Below are 14,441 nucleotides of genomic sequence, written 5' to 3'. Positions count from 1 at the left end.
AGGGGTCAGACGGTGGTCAGCACCCGGACCGCGCGACGGCCGGCGTCGTCGTGCAGGGCGGCGCACGAGCAGAACGGCCGCACGTGGGAGAGCGGGTCGCCGTCGGGCACCGGTGCCCGGCGCGGGCCGACGACCTCGGAGAACAGGGTGCTGCCCGGACGGGCGCGGATCTCCAGGGTCAGTCCGGCCGGCTCGGGGTCGCTGCCGCGGCAGGCCAGCACGGCCGCCTCGTGCACGGCGAGCACCGCGGCGCGGACGGCGTCGCCCTCCAGGCCGGCCCGGCCGGCGACGTCGGCGACCCGGCGGCGCACCTCGGCCAGATCCCCGGTCCCGTCGACCTCGAGCCGCGCCGCCACCGTCCCCCAGAGCGCGGCCGGCGTCGGGCTGGCCGGGGCGGGCGTGCGGTAGTCGGCGTTGTCGGCGGAGCCGGCCGTCGTCGCCAGCAGCGGGTGGGTGCGCCGGGCGACGGCGAGCAGGTCGGGGTCGAGGTCGCGGCGGCAGCAGCAGATCAGCGTCAGGGGCAGGTCGCCGAGGACGAGGTTCACCGCGTCCTCGCCGAACCCGCAGTCCGGCGCCGACATCGTCGCCGGGTACTGGCCCAGCACCGTCGTGCGCCGGTCCGGGCGGGCCCAGCCCCGCACGGTGGCGAGGAACCCCGGCGCCGACGGCGGGAGCAGCGACGACGGTGACGGGAAGGTGACGCCCTCGACGTCGTCGCCCAGTGCCTCGCGGAAGGCGCGCACGGTGCGGCGGTCGACGACGAGGCGGACGTCGTCGCCGGCCTCCAGGGCCCGCCGCACCTCGCCGACGGCGCTGTCGACGAGGTCCTCGGGGCCGTCGTGGAGCAGCCCGAGGTGGACGAGCCCGGAGCCCGTCACCGCGCGTCCTCGCTCTCGCGCACGGACACCGGTCGACCGACCGCGTCGAAGAGCCGGCGCAGGAACCGCGGGCCGCCGTGCAGCACCATCTGCTGGCCGTCCGGGGCCGAGCGGGCCGCGAGCATCAGGATCTGCGCGCAGGCGACGTCCATGAAGTCGATCGCGGAGAGGTCGATGTGGAGGTCGGTGCACTCGTCGCGCCGGCGGGCGGCGCGCAGCGCCCCGTGCACCGCGGCGCCGAAGCGGCGGGCGACGTGGGCATCGAGGTCACCGCGCGGGCTCCAGACCCCGGCGTCGTCCGCGGTGGCCGACCAGAACCCGTCGACGACGTCGCGGTGGTGGACGGCGACGGTCTCCCAGACCGAGGTCTCGCTCTCGAGGGGGACGCTGAGCTGGCAGAGCAGCCGCACCGGCCACTGCTGGGCGAGGACGTCGAACCCGCCCTCCCAGGTGACGTACTCCGAGACGAGCGCCGGGTTGTCGGCCATGGGGAGCTCGGGGCTCTCCTGGGTCATGGCGATCGTGGGCCACTGGTCGTCGAGGGCCCGCTCGACCTCGCCGCGATAGAGGCCGATCACGCCGTCCGCGGTGCCGCCGGAGCGCTCGATCGCGGTCGGGATGTCGAGGAACTCCATCTGTCCGGAGTCGAGCGCGTCCCGGGCACCGCGCGGGCCCGCCGGTCCGGTGAGCCAGTGCTGGTCGGGCCGGCGGCCGTCGGGCAGCCAGCCCTTGTAGAAGACCTTGGAGCCGTGCGCGAGCTCCCGCTCGACCCAGGACGCGGTGCCGCGCCGTCCCTGGTCGACGGCGTCGGCGACGTTGAGCGTGTGGCGCGAGGCCGGGACGTCCAGGTCGGGGCGCGCGCGCAGCGGTGCGGTCACGCGTCCCCCCTCTGCTGCCGGTGCTCGCCCGAGAGGGTATCCCGCCACCACGGTGCGTGACGAGTCGATCGACGCTCGGTGGTGCCCGGTGCGGCCGGTCGGGGCGTCGTCAGCGGCCGGACGCCACCGGCCCCAGGACCTTGTGGAGCACCTGGTCGACGAGCGCGAGATCGTCGGCGGTCAGGTCGGCCCGGGCCGTGAGCCGCAGCCGCGAGGTGCCCGGGGGCACCGACGGCGGACGGAAGCAGCCGGCGCGCAGGCCGTGCTCGGCGCAGGCCGCGGCGGCGGAGAGGGCCACGACCGGGTCGCCGAGGACGACGGGCACCATCGCCGCGGTGGGCGCCGGGACGTCGACGCCGGGCGCCGCCGCCCGGGCGGACGCCGCCACCGAGGCCGCCGCCGCGTGCAGCGCCGCGACCCGCTCGGGCTCGGCGCGCACGATCTCGAGGGCCGCGAGCGCCGCGCCCGCGGCGGCCGGGGCGAGGCCCGTGTCGAAGATGAACGGGCGGGCGGCGTCCACGAGGTGCTCGGTGACGGCGCGGGCGCCCAGCACCACCCCGCCCTGGCTGCCCAGCGACTTGGACAGCGTGGCGGTCAGCACGACATCGGGGGCGCCGGCGAGGCCGGCCTCGGCGAGCGTGCCGCGCCCGCCCGGCCCGCGGACGCCCAGCCCGTGCGCGTCGTCGACGACCAGCACGGCGTCGCGTTCCCGGCAGACGGCGTAGAGCTCGGCGAGCGGCGCGATGGCTCCGTCGACGCTGTCGACGCCGTCGACGACCACCAGCGCGCGGGCCTCGTGGCGCGCCGCGAGCACGGCGTCGACGGCCGCGGGGTCGGCGCACCGGGCGACCTCGACCCGCGCGCGGGAGAGCCGCGCAGCGTCCACGAGCGAGGCGTGGGCGGCGACGTCGGAGACGACGAGCGCGCCGCGGCCGCTCAGCGCGGTGACCGCGCCGAGGTTGGCGGTGTAGCCCGAGGAGAACACCAGCGCGGCCTCGCTGCCGGTGAACGCGGCGAGGGCGTCCTCGAGGTCGGTGTGCAGCCGCGTGGTGCCGGTGACGAGGCGCGATCCGGTCGACCCGGCCCCCCACGTCCGCAGCGCCGCCGCGGCGGCCTCGACGACGCGGCGGTCGCGGGCGAGACCGAGGTAGTCGTTCGAGGCGAGGTCGACCACGGGGTCGACCGCCTCGCGTGGACGCAGGGTGCGCCGCAGCCCGGCCTCCGCGCGCGCCGCCGCCGTCTCCTCCAGCCACGCGCCCAGCCAGCTCACGGCTGCCACCCTAGGCGCCCTACGTGAGCGATGTTCCCGGCTGTAGCCGGGAACATCGCTCACGGGTGGCGGTGGGTCAGACCGGGTCGGGGGCGGGGAAGGCCGCGGTGACGGGATCGCCCGGGGTGCCCGCGGCGCCGGCGCCGAGACGGTCCCGCGACGCGGGGACGAAGCGGTCGCCGTCGAGCACCGACATGCGCGCCGAGGCGATGTCGAAGTACAGCCCGACCAGCCGCACCCGCCCCTCCGCGAGGGCACGGGCGACGGCCGGGTGCCGCGCGAGGCGGTCGAGCTGGACCGCGACGTTGACCATCGCCAGCTGGTCGACGTCGCAGGCCCCGCGGGCCGCGGCCGGCGCCGCCACCGGGTGGCCGGCGCGCCACCGGTCGATGCTCTCGTCGGCACCGTCGAGCCACCGGCCGAGCACGCCGTCGCCGCCGGTGCCGTGCAGGGCCGCGGTCATCGCGCCGCAGCCGGAGTGCCCGCACACCACGAGGGTCGGCACCTCGAGCGCGTCGAGGGCGTACTCCACCGACGCCCCCACCGAGGCGTCGGCGCCGGTGCCGACCGGCGCGAGGTTGCCGACGTTGCGGACGGTGAACAGGTCGCCGGGCCCGCTCGAGGTCAGCACGTTGGGCACGACCCGCGAGTCCGAACAGGTCAGGAACAACGCGTACGGGGACTGGCCGTCGGCGAGGTCCGACAGGTACGGCGCGACGAGGCCGGCGGCGCGCCGGTGGTACTCCCGCAGGCCGGTGAGGATCGGGTCGCCTGTCCCATCCCGAGCATCCTCGCCGGCGTCGAGGGCGTGGCCGTGGCCGCCGCCCGTCGCCTCGTGCCCCGCCTGCCACACCGCCCACGGGCTCAGGAACCGCGGCACCGGCCCGGGACGCCGGGCGCCCGGCCCGCCGGACGACGCCGCGCGCCGGTCGAGCAGGCCCATCGACCCGACCTCGTCGACGCGGACGTGCCCGCCGCCCCGCTCGTGGCGCTCGATCCACTCCGAGAGGTGGTCGTAGGCGGCGTGGTCGAGGTAATCGGTGACGAGGTCGACGACGACGGGCGCCCCGGCGGGCACCTGGCCCAGCCGGCGGGCCAGGCGCGGGATCGACGGGAAGCACAGCGCACCCTCGACGACGACGTGCCAGGGACGTTCCCCGTCGACACGGTCGTCCGCCGCCGGCTCCTGGACCTCGATCGACGCCCACACGACGCGGCGCAGCACCAGCAGCAGTGCGAGCGCCAGCCCGGCGATGACGCCGGTGAGCAGGTCGGTGACCACGACCCCGAGGACCGTCACGACGTACACCGGCAGCTCGCCGTGGCGGTGCAGCTCGCGCATGTGCGCGAGCTTCACCAGCCGCGCGCCGATCACCACGAGCAGCCCGGCGAGCACGGCCATCGGGATCTGCTGGACGAGCCCGAGCAGCGCCACCGAGAACACGACGATCCAGACACCGTGCAGGATCGCCGACGCGCGGCTCTTCGCGCCCGCCGCGACGTTCGTCGAGCTGCGCACGATGACGCCGGTGATCGGCAGGCCGCCGAGCAGCCCGGAGAGCGTGTTGCCGGCGCCCTGACCGATGAGCTCGCGGTCGAGGTCGGATTTCGCGCCGGCATGCATCCGGTCGACGGCGACGGCCGAGAGCAGGCTCTCGACGCTGGCGATGATCGCGATGGTCAGGACGCCGACCGCGAACGCGCCCCACTGCCCCTCGGGCAGCACCGGCGGGGTGATCGCCTCGAGCAGCGAGCCGCCGATCTCGACGCGCTCGACGGGCATCGCGAACAGCCCGGCCACGGCGGTGACGAGGACGACGGCGAGCAGCGGCGCGGGGATGCCGCGCACCCAGCCGGGCAGGCTCCTCGGCAGCCGCGGCCAGATCAGCAGGATCGCGATGACGGCGAGGCCGAGCGCGGTCGCGGGACCGTGCAGGGAGATCAGCTGCCCGGGCAGCTCGAGGACGTTCGCGATCGCGTCGTCCTGCTGCTCGCCGCCGAGGACGACGTGCAGCTGACCGAGCACGATCGTCACGCCGATGCCCGCGAGCATCCCGTGCACGACGGCCGGGGAGATCGCGAGCGCCGCGCGGCCGGTCCGCGTGAGGCCGAACAGCACCTGCAGCAGCCCCGCGGCCACGGTGATCGCGCACGTCACGCCCCAGCCGAAGCGGCCGACGAGGTCGGCGACGACGACGGTGAGGCCCGCCGCGGGTCCGCTGACCTGCAGTGGGGAGCCACCGAGGGCGCCGGCGACGAGACCGCCGACGGCGGCGGCGATCAGCCCCGCGGTCAGCGGGGCGTCGGAGGCCACCGCGATGCCCAGCGAGAGCGGCACGGCGACGAGGAAGACGACGAGGGAGGCGGGGAGGTCGGCGCGCAGCTTCTCGCGCCACGTGGGGGTGTCCCGCTCGGGGACGGTGGTCGCTCCGGTGGTCATGGGTCCTCCGTCGGGGGGCCGTGGACCGGCCCGGCGGGGGTGATCTGTGTCGATCACCGGAGGCTCGGGAGCGCTCGCGGGTCCGGGGAACGGTGTTCACCCGGAGTGACCGGCCGGGCGTCGTCGCCGCGGGCCGGAGGCGCTGCGCTCACTGTGCCCTACCGACCGCCGTACCCGGTCCGCCCGCGAAGTTGATCGTTACGTTGCGTTCCGATCAGGACCGTCGAGGCGGTACCGCGAGTCCCTCGTCCGGGTGTGATCCGGCGCCGAGAAGGGCATCTCGTGCTGATCATGCACGGTCGGTCCGTCCCGGCCCGAGCGGTTCGCTACGCCGGGCGGGTGAAGTTGGACGAATCGGACGAGGAGGACGATCGTGCCGTAGCGCCTCATCCGCATCTCATCGCGGTCTCACGCCGACGTCACGTTGCGTTCACATCACCGCTCACCCGGCGCCGGCGGCGGCGGCGGCGACCATCGCCTCCCCGATGCGCAGGACGTCGTCGGCCGGCGTGACGTAGGGCGGCATGGCGTAGACGAGGTCACGGAAGGGCCGCAGCCACACCCCGACGCCCTCGGCCGCGGCCTGGGCGGCGGGCACGTCGACGGGGTGGTCGAGCTGCACGACGCCGATCCCGCCGAGCACCCGCACGTCGCGCACCCCCGGCAGCTCGCGGGCGGGCGCGAGCGCCTCCCGCAGGCCGGCCCCGAGGCCCGCGACCTCGCCCGCCCAGTCCCGTCGCAGCAGCTCGTCGACGCTCGCGGCGGCTACGGTGGCGGCCAGCGGGTTGGCCATGAAGGTCGGGCCGTGCATGAGACCCCCGGCCTCCCCCTCGCTGACGGCCGTGGCGACGGCAGAGGTGCAGAGCGCGGCGGCCATCGTCAGGTAGCCGCCGGTGAGGGCCTTGCCCACGCACATCACGTCCGGCGCGACCCCGGCCTGCTCGGCGGCGAACAGCGTGCCGGTGCGCCCGAAGCCGGTGGCGATCTCGTCGAACACCAGCACCAGGTCGTGGGCGTCGGCGATCTCCCGCAGCGTGCGCAGGTGCCGCGGGTCGTGGAAGCGCATGCCGCCCGCGCCCTGCACGACGGGCTCGACGACGATGCCCGCCAGCTCGCCCGCGTGGGCCTCGGCGACGGCGCGGAGGTGCTCGTCGTAGGCGGGGTCAAAGGCTGAAGGGGGGCGGTCGGCGAACACCTGCCGCGGCAGGAACCCGCTCCAGGCGGCGTGCATCCCGCCCTCGGGGTCGCACACGCTCATCGCGGCGAACGTGTCGCCGTGGTAGCCGCCGCGCCAGGTCATCATCCGCGTCCGGTCGGTGCGCCCGCGGGCCCGCTGGTACTGCAGGCACATCTTGATCGCGACCTCGATCGACACCGAGCCCGAGTCGGCGAGGAACACGTGCTGCAGCGGCTCGGGGGTGATCGCGACGAGCCGCTCGGCGATCGCGACGCCGGGGTCGTGCGTGAGCCCGCCGAACATCACGTGGCTCATCGATCCCGTCGCGCGGACCACGGCGTCGTCGAGCGCGGGGTGCCGGTACCCGTGCACCGAGGCCCACCACGACGACATGCCGTCCACCAGCTCGCGACCGTCGTCGAGGGTGAGCCGCACGCCCTGCGCCGACCGGACGACCAGCGGATCGCTTCGCCCGGGCATCGGGCCGTAGGGGTGCCAGACGTGGGCCCGGTCGAGCTCCCGCAGGGAGGCGGCGGGGACTGGGCCAGAGGTGACCGGCGACGTCATCCGCGCACCGTAACGGCGAGTCGGGACGCGAGCCCTAGGATCACGGGGATGTCCACCGCCGATCAGAGCGAGCCCGAGGAGCGGCCCGACCCGTTCTCGCGGCGTCGCGAGGTCGCGGCCACCAGCGCGCGCTCCCTGCTGATGACGGTGCTCGGCGAGGTCGTGCTGCCCGCCGGGCGGCCCGTGTGGACCCAGACCGTCGTCGACGTCCTCGGCCTCGTCGGGGTGGAGGAGAAGTCCGCCCGTCAGGCGCTCGCCCGCACGGCGGCGGACGGGATGCTCACCTCGGAGAGGGTCGGGCGCCGGGTCCGGTGGGACCTCTCCCCCTGGGGCCACGGGCTGCTCACCGAGGGCGCGGCCCGCATCTACGCGCACGGACGGGCCCGCCCGGCGTGGGACGGGCGCTGGCTGGTGGTCGTCGCCAGCGTCCCCGAGCAGCAGCGCGCCCGCCGCCACCGACTGCGCACGCGCCTGGCCTGGGCCGGGCTGGGCTCACCGGCCGCGGGGATGTGGGTCTCGACGGACACCGGGCGGCTCGCCGAGGTCCGCGAGGTCCTCGCCGAGATCGACCCGGCCGACGCCCACGTGATCACCGGAGAGTACGAGGGCGGGCTGTCCTCCACCGAGCTCGCGACGCGCGCCTGGGACCTGGGCGACCTCGCGGCCCGCTACGACGACTTCGTCGCCCGCTTCGCCGACCTCTCCCCCGCCACCGACGCCGAGAGCCTCGCCGCGCAGGTGCGCCTCGTCGACGCCTGGCGCCGGTTCCCGTTCCTCGACCCGGGGCTCCCGGACGATCTCCTGCCCGACGCCTGGGTGGGCCACCGCGCGGCCGAGGTGTTCCACGGCCGGCACGCCGAATGGGCCCCGGGCGCGATGCGCGCAGCCGGGGCCCTCGGCCTGTAGTGCCCTCCGCTACTGGATCCAGATCGTCTTCGCGTTCACGAACGACTGGGGCCCGAAGCTCGCGAGCTCGCGGCCGTAGCCGGAGTTCTTCGCGCCGCCGAACGGCACCTCGGGCGTCGACTCGGTGACCTTGTTGATGTACACCATCCCCGACTCGACCTCGTTGGCGAAGCGCTCCTTCTCGGCCTCGTCCGTGGTCCAGGCGCTGCCGCCCAGCCCGAAGTCGGAGTCGTTGGCGATCCGGATCGCGTCGTCGGCGTCCTGGGCACGGAAGACGAGCGCGACCGGCCCGAACAGCTCCTCGCGGTAGGCGCGGGCGTCCTTCGGGATGTCGGCGAGGACCGTCGGCGGGTACCAGTTGCCCGGGCGGTCGAGGCGCTCGCCGCCGGTCAGCAGCCGCGCGCCTGCCTTGATCGAGTCCTGCACCTGCTCGTCGAGGTCGGTGACGCCGTTGCCCTGCGACATCGGCCCGAGGTCGGTGTTCTCCTCCATCGGGTCGCCGATCGTCAGCGACTCCATCTTCTCCACGAGCTTCTGCGTGAACTCGTCGGCGATCTGCTCGTGGACGATGAACCGCTTGGCGTTGATGCAGGACTGGCCGTTGTTGAGCATGCGGCTGCTCACGGCGGACGTGACGACGGCGTCGAGGTCCTCCACCGACGGCATGACGATGAACGGGTCGCTGCCGCCGAGCTCCAGCACGCTGGTCTTCACGTTCTGCCCGGCGCGGGCGCCGACCTCGCGGCCCGCGGGTTCGCTGCCGGTCAGCGTCACGGCGCGCACGCGGTCGTCGTCGATGATCCCCTCGATCACCGAGGAGCCCACGAGCAGCGTCTGGAACGCGCCCTCCGGGAAGCCCGCGCGGGTGAGGACGTCCTCGATGGCCATGGCCACCTGGGGGACGTTCGACGCGTGCTTGAGCAGGCCGACGTTGCCCGCCATGAGCGCCGGGGCCGCGAAGCGCAGCACCTGCCAGTACGGGAAGTTCCACGGCATGATCGCCAGGACCGGCCCGAGCGGCTGGTAGCGCGTGAAGATCCGCGCGTTCTCCGACGCGTTGGCCGGCTTCGGCCACTCGACGTCGGCGAGGTCCTCGGCGGCGTGGTCGGCGTACCAGCGACAGCCCAGGGCGCACTTCGTGACCTCGGCCTTGGCCGCGGCGAAGGTCTTGCCCATCTCGAGGGTGGCGAGCTCGGCCAGGCGCTCGTTCTCCGCGTCGAAGATGTCGGCGGCGGCGTGCAGCCACCCGGCGCGCTGCTCGAACGTGGTGTCCCGATAACTCTGGAACGCGTCCCACGCGCGCTGGAGCTTCTCCTCCAGCTGCTCGGACGTGAGGGCGTCGAACTCCTTGACGGTCTCCCCGGTGGCGGGGTTCGTCGTTGCGATGGCCATGACCTCGATTACCCCGCTCGCCCCGCCGGGCAATCCCCGACGGTCCGGACCTCAACGACTTCCGCGGCCGCCGGCCGGCGCTCCGCCCGGGCCAGGGCCAGCGCGAGGACCGCGGCGACCACCCCGGCCGCCGTGAGGAGCACCCAGCCGTCGCGCACCAGCCCGAGCTCCTCGGGACGCCCGGTGGTGTGGGTGCCGATCACCGACACCAGCAGCGCCACCCCGAGCACCGAGCCGACCTGGCGGGCGGTGTTGATGAGCGACGAGCCGCTGCCCCAGCGGTGCGCGGGCAGCGCCGACCCGACCACCGACGACAGCGTCGGCAGCATGAGCCCCACCCCGATCCCGGTGGCGATCTGGCCGGGCAGCATCCCTGCCAAGTACTTGGACAGGGCGTAAGCGGGCTCGACGCCGAGGTGCAGGGCCCACCACGCCGGCCCCGCGGCGAAGAACAGCCCGCCGACGGCGGCGACGGGGCCGATGCCGAACCGCGCGGTCAGCCGGCCCGAGAGGCGCGCGACCCCGACGACCACCGCCGGGCCCACCGCGAGCGCGAGCCCGGCGACCGCCGCCGACCAGCCCCACGTGCCGGTCAGGTAGAGGACGTTGACGACGAGCATGCCGGCGAAGCCGGTGGTGAACGCGACCATCGTGAGGGCGGCGAGCCCCACCACCGGGGTGCGGACGACGGTGAGGTCGATCGCCGGGACCGGGTGGCGACGCGACCGCGCGACCACCCCGGCGAGCCCGACCACGGCCACCGCCAGCCCCACGATCACGGGCACCGACGCCCAACCGAGGTCGGGCGCGCGGACCAACGCGTAGGCCAGCGCGCCCACGCCGACGACGAGCCCGACCGCGCCGAGGACGTCGGGCCGCCCGGCGCCCTCGACGACGTTGTCCGGCAGCACCCGGAACCCCCACACCAGGGCCACCAGCCCGACCGGCACGTTGACGAGGAAGACCCAGTGCCAGGACGCCTCGACGAGCAGGCCGCCGAGCGGGGGGCCGAGCGCGGCCGCGACCGCGCCGATCGAGGCCCACGCCCCGACCGCGTACCCGCGGCGCTCGGCGGGGTAGGCCGCGAGCAGCAGGGACAGCGACGTCGGCGTGACGAGCGCGGCGCCGAGGGCCTGCACCGCCCGCGCGGCGACGAGCAGTCCGACCGACGGGGCGACGGCGCAGGCGATCGAGGCGGCCGTGAACACCGCGAGCCCGACGAGGAAGACCCGGCGGTGCCCGACGCGGTCGGCCAGGCGCCCGGCGAGGGCGAGGAAGGCCGCGAACACCACCGTGTAGCCGTTGAGGACCCACGAGATGTCGCCGAGGTCGCTGCCCGGGAAGTCCGCCCGGATGTCGGGGAAGGCGATGTTGACGATGAACAGGTCGAGGCTCGAGAGGAACGCCGCGGCCGAGGTGATGAGCAGGACGGTGCGCGGGGACGTGGTCATCGGTCCCCGATCGCGGCGTCGACGAGGCGTCCGGCGAGGTCGACGGCGGCGTCCGCCCCGACCCGCCCGTCCAGGCGCCGGCGGTAGGCGGCCTGCAGGAACAGGCCGTCGACGATCAGCCACAGCTCCTCGGTGAGGCGCTCGGGGTCGGCGACGTCGAGGGCCGCGACCTGCGCGGCGAGGTCCTCGCGCGTGGCGGCGAGGAAGTCGCGGGCGACAGCGGCCGGCGTGGGTGGGGCGTCGTCGCCGGTGTCGGTCGTGCCGGTCTCGGCGGTGCCCGTCTCGGCGGTGCCCGTCTCGTTCGGGAACTCGGCCAGGTAGTTGCGGAACGCGCACCCGCGGAAGCGGGGGTGCTGCACCAGGGTGGCGACCTCGGCGACGGTCGCGATCAGCTGCGACCGCGCGTCGCCGTCCGCGGACTCCCGGGCCCGGCGAGCGCCGGCGACCCGGAACTCCTGCGCACGCCGGAGGTACGCGGCGACGAGGTCGGACTTCGTCGGGAAGTGCGAGTAGAGCAGGTTCTTGCCGGTGCCGGCCTCGGTGATGATCTGGTTCATCCCGACGGCCCGGACGCCGTGCTCGTAGAACAGCCGCGACGCGGTGGTGAGGATGCGCTCCCGGGTGCCGGGTGCGGGCGTCCGTGCCACGGCCGCTCCTTCCTCTGCGGGACCACGCGGTCCCGGACCGATCGGTCCCCCAACGCAGGACAGTACACGCCCCGGGGCAGCCGCGGTCAGACGCGGTGGGGCGGGGTGTCCAGACCGGGATAGACGCGGCGCGCGTGCTCGCCGAGCACGCCCGCGGTCAGCTCGTCGCCGAGGCCGAGCTCGCGGATCGCCGCGATGTTGCGGGCCGGGTCGGCCGACGGCGCGTCCGTGCCGAACACCGACTTGGCGGCGACGCGGTCGAAGCCGAAGCGCTCGTAGTACCCCGGCAGCTTGCGCGGGGGCAGGCCGGCGAGGTCGAGCCACACGTTCTCGCGGGTGAGCGCGAGCGACGCCGCGGCGTCGTAGCTCCAGCCCCGGCCGCCGTGGGCGAGCACGAGCGTGAGGTCCGGGAAGTCGCGCAGCACGTCGTCGAGGATCACGGGGTCGCCGTAGCGGGCCGTGGCGCCGGGGAACGTCGACGGGCCGGTGTGCACGATCACGGGGATGCCGCGTTCGACGCACCGCGCGTAGGCCGGGTAGAGCTGGGGGTCGTTCGGGGCGATGCCGGCGTGTACGGGGTGGACCTTGAGCGCGACCGCCCCGAGGTCGAGCTGGCGATCGACCTCCCGGGCCACCGGGTGGTGGACATGCGGGTTGACGTTGGCGACGATCCGGAACCGCTCCGCGTCCGCGTCGACCAGCGGCAGCATGTCCTCGATCGTCTGCCACCCGGTGGCCTTCGGCGAGTACTCGCAGAACAGCAGCACGCGGTCGACGCCGGCCGCGGCGAACAGCCCCGAGACCTTCTCCGGGATCGCCGCGCCCTCGCTGTCGTAGGCGGCCGCCCACGCGTCGGTGTCCCCCGCGGGACCGATCCACTGGTCCCACGGCACCTTCAGCCGCGCGAGGTGGGCGACGTGGACGTGGGCGTCGACGATCACGGGCTCATCTTGCCCTGCGGGACCGTGCGCACTCGCCCGTGCTCTCGGTACGGAGTCCGGGGAGCACGCCGACAGGGCTAGTCGAAGAGGTCCGGGTCGGTGCGGACGACCTCGTCCCACAGCGGCTGGAACGAGAACCAGCCGGCGTAGGCGGTGCCGGTCTGCTCGGCGGAGAACTTCGCGTTCACGTGGTCGATCTGCGTCGGCGTCCCGGCGGCCTCGGCCAGCAGCTGGGCCTGGCAGTTGCGCTCGGTGTTGATGAACCACCACGCGGCCTCGGCCACCGTCTGCCCGACGGCGAAGATCCCGTGGTTCTGGTGGAAGACCATCTTCCGACCGGTCAGGCCCGTCGCGAGCGCGCGTCCGACCTCCGGGTCGAGAACGACGGCTCCGCGTCCCTCGGTGACGACGCCGTGGTTCTCGTAGAGCGTGCAGGCGTCCTGGGTGATCGGGTCGAGCGGGCGGGCCAGCGACGACCATGCCTTGCCGTACACCGAGTGCGCGTGCGCGGCGGCCACGACCTCCGGGTGCGCGTGGTGCACCGCGGAGTGGATGACGAAGCCGGCCTGGTTCACGGGCCTGGTGCCGTGCACGATGTCGCCGTCGTGGTTCACCGCGATGAGGTCCGAGACGCGGATGTGCCGGAAGCTCATGCCGAACGGGTTGACCCAGAACATGTGCGGGTCCTCGGGGTCGCGGACCGTGATGTGGCCGGCGATCCCCTCCCCGAACCCGAAGCGCCCGAAGATGCGGAACGCACCCGCGAGCTGCTGCTTGCGGTGCAGCCGCTCCTCGGCGCTGGTCGCGAAGGTGGGCGGCTGCGGCATCGTGATGCCCTCCTGCGAGGGCTTGAAGGCAGACATCTCGTTGTCGCTCTTGCGGTCCTGCGTGGGGGCGGCCATGCCTTCGACCGTGCGCCGCGTTCCCGGCCCGGGTCAAGAGGCCGATGCTTGTCGAAGGCTCATGACCGGGTCACGCTTCCCGACGTGACCGCAGCAGGACGACCGACGCCCTACGACGCCGTCGGCGGCGACGACGCGTTCCTCGCCCTGGCCCGGGCGCACCACCGGCGCTGCCTCGCCGACCCGGAGCTCGAGCACCCGTTCTCGGGCCCCGGCCAACACCCGCAGCACGTCGAGCGGCTCGCGGCGTACTGGGCGGAGGTGCTCGGCGGCCCCGCGCGCTACTCCCGGGGGTGCGCCGACCAGACGCACGTGCTGTGGCTGCACAGCGGCAACGGGGAGATCGACGACCTCGGGCGCCGCTTCCTCGCGTGCTTCCTGCTGGCCCTCGACGACGCCGGCGTGCCGGACGACCCCGAGCTGAGGGCCTGCCTGCGCGCCTACATGGAGTGGGCGGTGGCCGACGTCCTCCTGTACTCACCGCCCGGGGCCGAAGTCCCCGCGGGAGCGGCGATGCCCCGGTGGACCTGGGACGGGCTCTCAGTGTGACCCTCGGCGTGGCCCTCTGTGTGACCCTCGGTGTGACCGTCAGCCGCCCGCGGTCTCCCACAGCCCGATAACGTTGTCCTCGGTGTCGCGGAAGTACGCGGCGAAGCCCATCTCGCCGACCGGCTGCTTGCCCTGCACCACCGTGCCGCCGTACTCGGCGACCCGGGCGAGGGTCTCGTCGATGTCGCCGACGTCGACGACGAGCACCGGGCTGCGGGGGGTGTCCGGGCCGCGCTGGAACATCCCGCCGTTGATGAACCCGGACTCCTCCGGCTCCCCGGTCTCGGTGACCGGGCCACTCATCGCGATCGTGTAGTCCATGCCTGGCATGTCCTGCAGCGTCCACCGGAAGATCGCGCCGTAGAACGCCCGCGCGCGGTCACCGTCGTCGAACGGGACCTCGAAATGGACCACCCGACCGCTCATGACCGGCTCCTCCCAGC

At 74.6% G+C, this 14,441-nt stretch carries 13 protein-coding genes; 2 read left to right on the top strand and 11 right to left on the bottom strand.

Going from position 1 to position 14,441, the window contains the following annotated elements; translation table 11 throughout:
• Positions 1-5 precede the first annotated feature (5 nt).
• From OG774_RS03370 to OG774_RS03350, 5 genes are all read right to left on the bottom strand, one after another.
• Positions 6-878 carry a hypothetical protein gene (locus OG774_RS03370; protein ID WP_328306667.1) on the bottom strand — a complete coding sequence of 291 codons (873 nt, stop codon included), beginning with the start codon at positions 876-878 and terminating at the stop codon, positions 6-8.
• The gene (locus OG774_RS03365) at positions 875-1,756 is read right to left on the bottom strand and encodes an STAS domain-containing protein (RefSeq protein WP_328306665.1); all 882 of its coding nucleotides are present in this window, start codon (positions 1,754-1,756) and stop codon (positions 875-877) included. The genes OG774_RS03370 and OG774_RS03365 overlap by 4 nt, the downstream gene beginning before the upstream one ends.
• A gap of 109 nt (positions 1,757-1,865) precedes the next feature.
• The gene (locus tag OG774_RS03360; RefSeq protein WP_442873935.1) at positions 1,866-3,026 is read right to left on the bottom strand and encodes an 8-amino-7-oxononanoate synthase; all 1,161 of its coding nucleotides are present in this window, start codon (positions 3,024-3,026) and stop codon (positions 1,866-1,868) included.
• 76 nt (positions 3,027-3,102) lie between these two features.
• Entirely contained in the window at positions 3,103-5,466 is a 2,364-nt protein-coding gene (locus OG774_RS03355) for a bifunctional SulP family inorganic anion transporter/carbonic anhydrase (RefSeq protein WP_328306663.1), read from the bottom strand.
• 442 nt (positions 5,467-5,908) lie between these two features.
• Positions 5,909-7,210, bottom strand: a complete 1,302-nt coding sequence (locus OG774_RS03350) for an adenosylmethionine--8-amino-7-oxononanoate transaminase (RefSeq protein WP_328306661.1) — start codon at positions 7,208-7,210, stop codon at positions 5,909-5,911.
• 48 nt (positions 7,211-7,258) lie between these two features.
• Here OG774_RS03350 and OG774_RS03345 point away from each other — a divergent pair, with 48 nt between their 5' ends.
• Positions 7,259-8,116 carry a PaaX family transcriptional regulator gene (locus OG774_RS03345; protein ID WP_274198164.1) on the top strand — a complete coding sequence of 286 codons (858 nt, stop codon included), beginning with the start codon at positions 7,259-7,261 and terminating at the stop codon, positions 8,114-8,116.
• A gap of 9 nt (positions 8,117-8,125) precedes the next feature.
• On the opposite strand, the gene OG774_RS03340 is transcribed toward OG774_RS03345, so the two are convergent.
• The 5 genes from OG774_RS03340 to OG774_RS03320 all read right to left on the bottom strand — a co-directional run bounded on the left by OG774_RS03340 (position 8,126) and on the right by OG774_RS03320 (position 13,449).
• Positions 8,126-9,508, bottom strand: coding sequence for an NAD-dependent succinate-semialdehyde dehydrogenase (locus tag OG774_RS03340; protein WP_328306658.1), 1,383 nt, complete (start codon positions 9,506-9,508; stop codon positions 8,126-8,128).
• 8 nt (positions 9,509-9,516) lie between these two features.
• Positions 9,517-10,959 carry an MFS transporter gene (locus tag OG774_RS03335; RefSeq protein ID WP_328306656.1) on the bottom strand — a complete coding sequence of 481 codons (1,443 nt, stop codon included), beginning with the start codon at positions 10,957-10,959 and terminating at the stop codon, positions 9,517-9,519.
• Positions 10,956-11,606 carry a TetR/AcrR family transcriptional regulator gene (locus OG774_RS03330; protein WP_328306654.1) on the bottom strand — a complete coding sequence of 217 codons (651 nt, stop codon included), beginning with the start codon at positions 11,604-11,606 and terminating at the stop codon, positions 10,956-10,958. The genes OG774_RS03335 and OG774_RS03330 overlap by 4 nt, the downstream gene beginning before the upstream one ends.
• Before the next feature lie 86 nt (positions 11,607-11,692).
• Positions 11,693-12,547, bottom strand: a complete 855-nt coding sequence (locus OG774_RS03325) for an amidohydrolase family protein (protein WP_328306652.1) — start codon at positions 12,545-12,547, stop codon at positions 11,693-11,695.
• A 77-nt stretch (positions 12,548-12,624) separates the two neighbouring features.
• The gene (locus tag OG774_RS03320) at positions 12,625-13,449 is read right to left on the bottom strand and encodes a class II aldolase/adducin family protein (RefSeq protein WP_328306650.1); all 825 of its coding nucleotides are present in this window, start codon (positions 13,447-13,449) and stop codon (positions 12,625-12,627) included.
• Positions 13,450-13,533: 84 nt separating this feature from the next.
• On the opposite strand from OG774_RS03320, the gene OG774_RS03315 reads away from it, so the two are divergent.
• A complete protein-coding gene (locus OG774_RS03315) occupies positions 13,534-13,998 on the top strand; it encodes a group II truncated hemoglobin (protein WP_328306648.1) in 465 nt (154 codons plus the stop codon).
• Positions 13,999-14,037: 39 nt separating this feature from the next.
• Here the strand turns inward: OG774_RS03315 and OG774_RS03310 are convergent, their stop codons facing one another.
• A complete protein-coding gene (locus OG774_RS03310; protein WP_274190153.1) occupies positions 14,038-14,424 on the bottom strand; it encodes a VOC family protein in 387 nt (128 codons plus the stop codon).
• Positions 14,425-14,441: the final 17 nt, after the last annotated feature.

Source organism: Actinomycetospora sp. NBC_00405 (genome assembly GCF_036044095.1).
Taxonomy (GTDB): Bacteria; Actinomycetota; Actinomycetes; order Mycobacteriales; family Pseudonocardiaceae; genus Actinomycetospora; species Actinomycetospora callitridis.
This window is presented reverse-complemented; position numbering and strand designations above follow the sequence as displayed.

What these genes read in the sequence shown, in the direction of transcription:
- OG774_RS03320 (WP_328306650.1), bottom strand. Translation starts at nt 13,449, where the DNA reads ATGGCCGCCCCCACGCAGGACCGCAAGAGCGACAACGAGATGTCTGCC.
- OG774_RS03350 (WP_328306661.1), bottom strand. Translation starts at nt 7,210, where the DNA reads ATGACGTCGCCGGTCACCTCTGGCCCAGTCCCCGCCGCCTCCCTGCGG.
- OG774_RS03345 (WP_274198164.1), top strand. Translation starts at nt 7,259, where the DNA reads ATGTCCACCGCCGATCAGAGCGAGCCCGAGGAGCGGCCCGACCCGTTC.
- OG774_RS03355 (WP_328306663.1), bottom strand. Translation starts at nt 5,466, where the DNA reads ATGACCACCGGAGCGACCACCGTCCCCGAGCGGGACACCCCCACGTGG.
- OG774_RS03310 (WP_274190153.1), bottom strand. Translation starts at nt 14,424, where the DNA reads ATGAGCGGTCGGGTGGTCCATTTCGAGGTCCCGTTCGACGACGGTGAC.
- OG774_RS03340 (WP_328306658.1), bottom strand. Translation starts at nt 9,508, where the DNA reads ATGGCCATCGCAACGACGAACCCCGCCACCGGGGAGACCGTCAAGGAG.
- OG774_RS03335 (WP_328306656.1), bottom strand. Translation starts at nt 10,959, where the DNA reads ATGACCACGTCCCCGCGCACCGTCCTGCTCATCACCTCGGCCGCGGCG.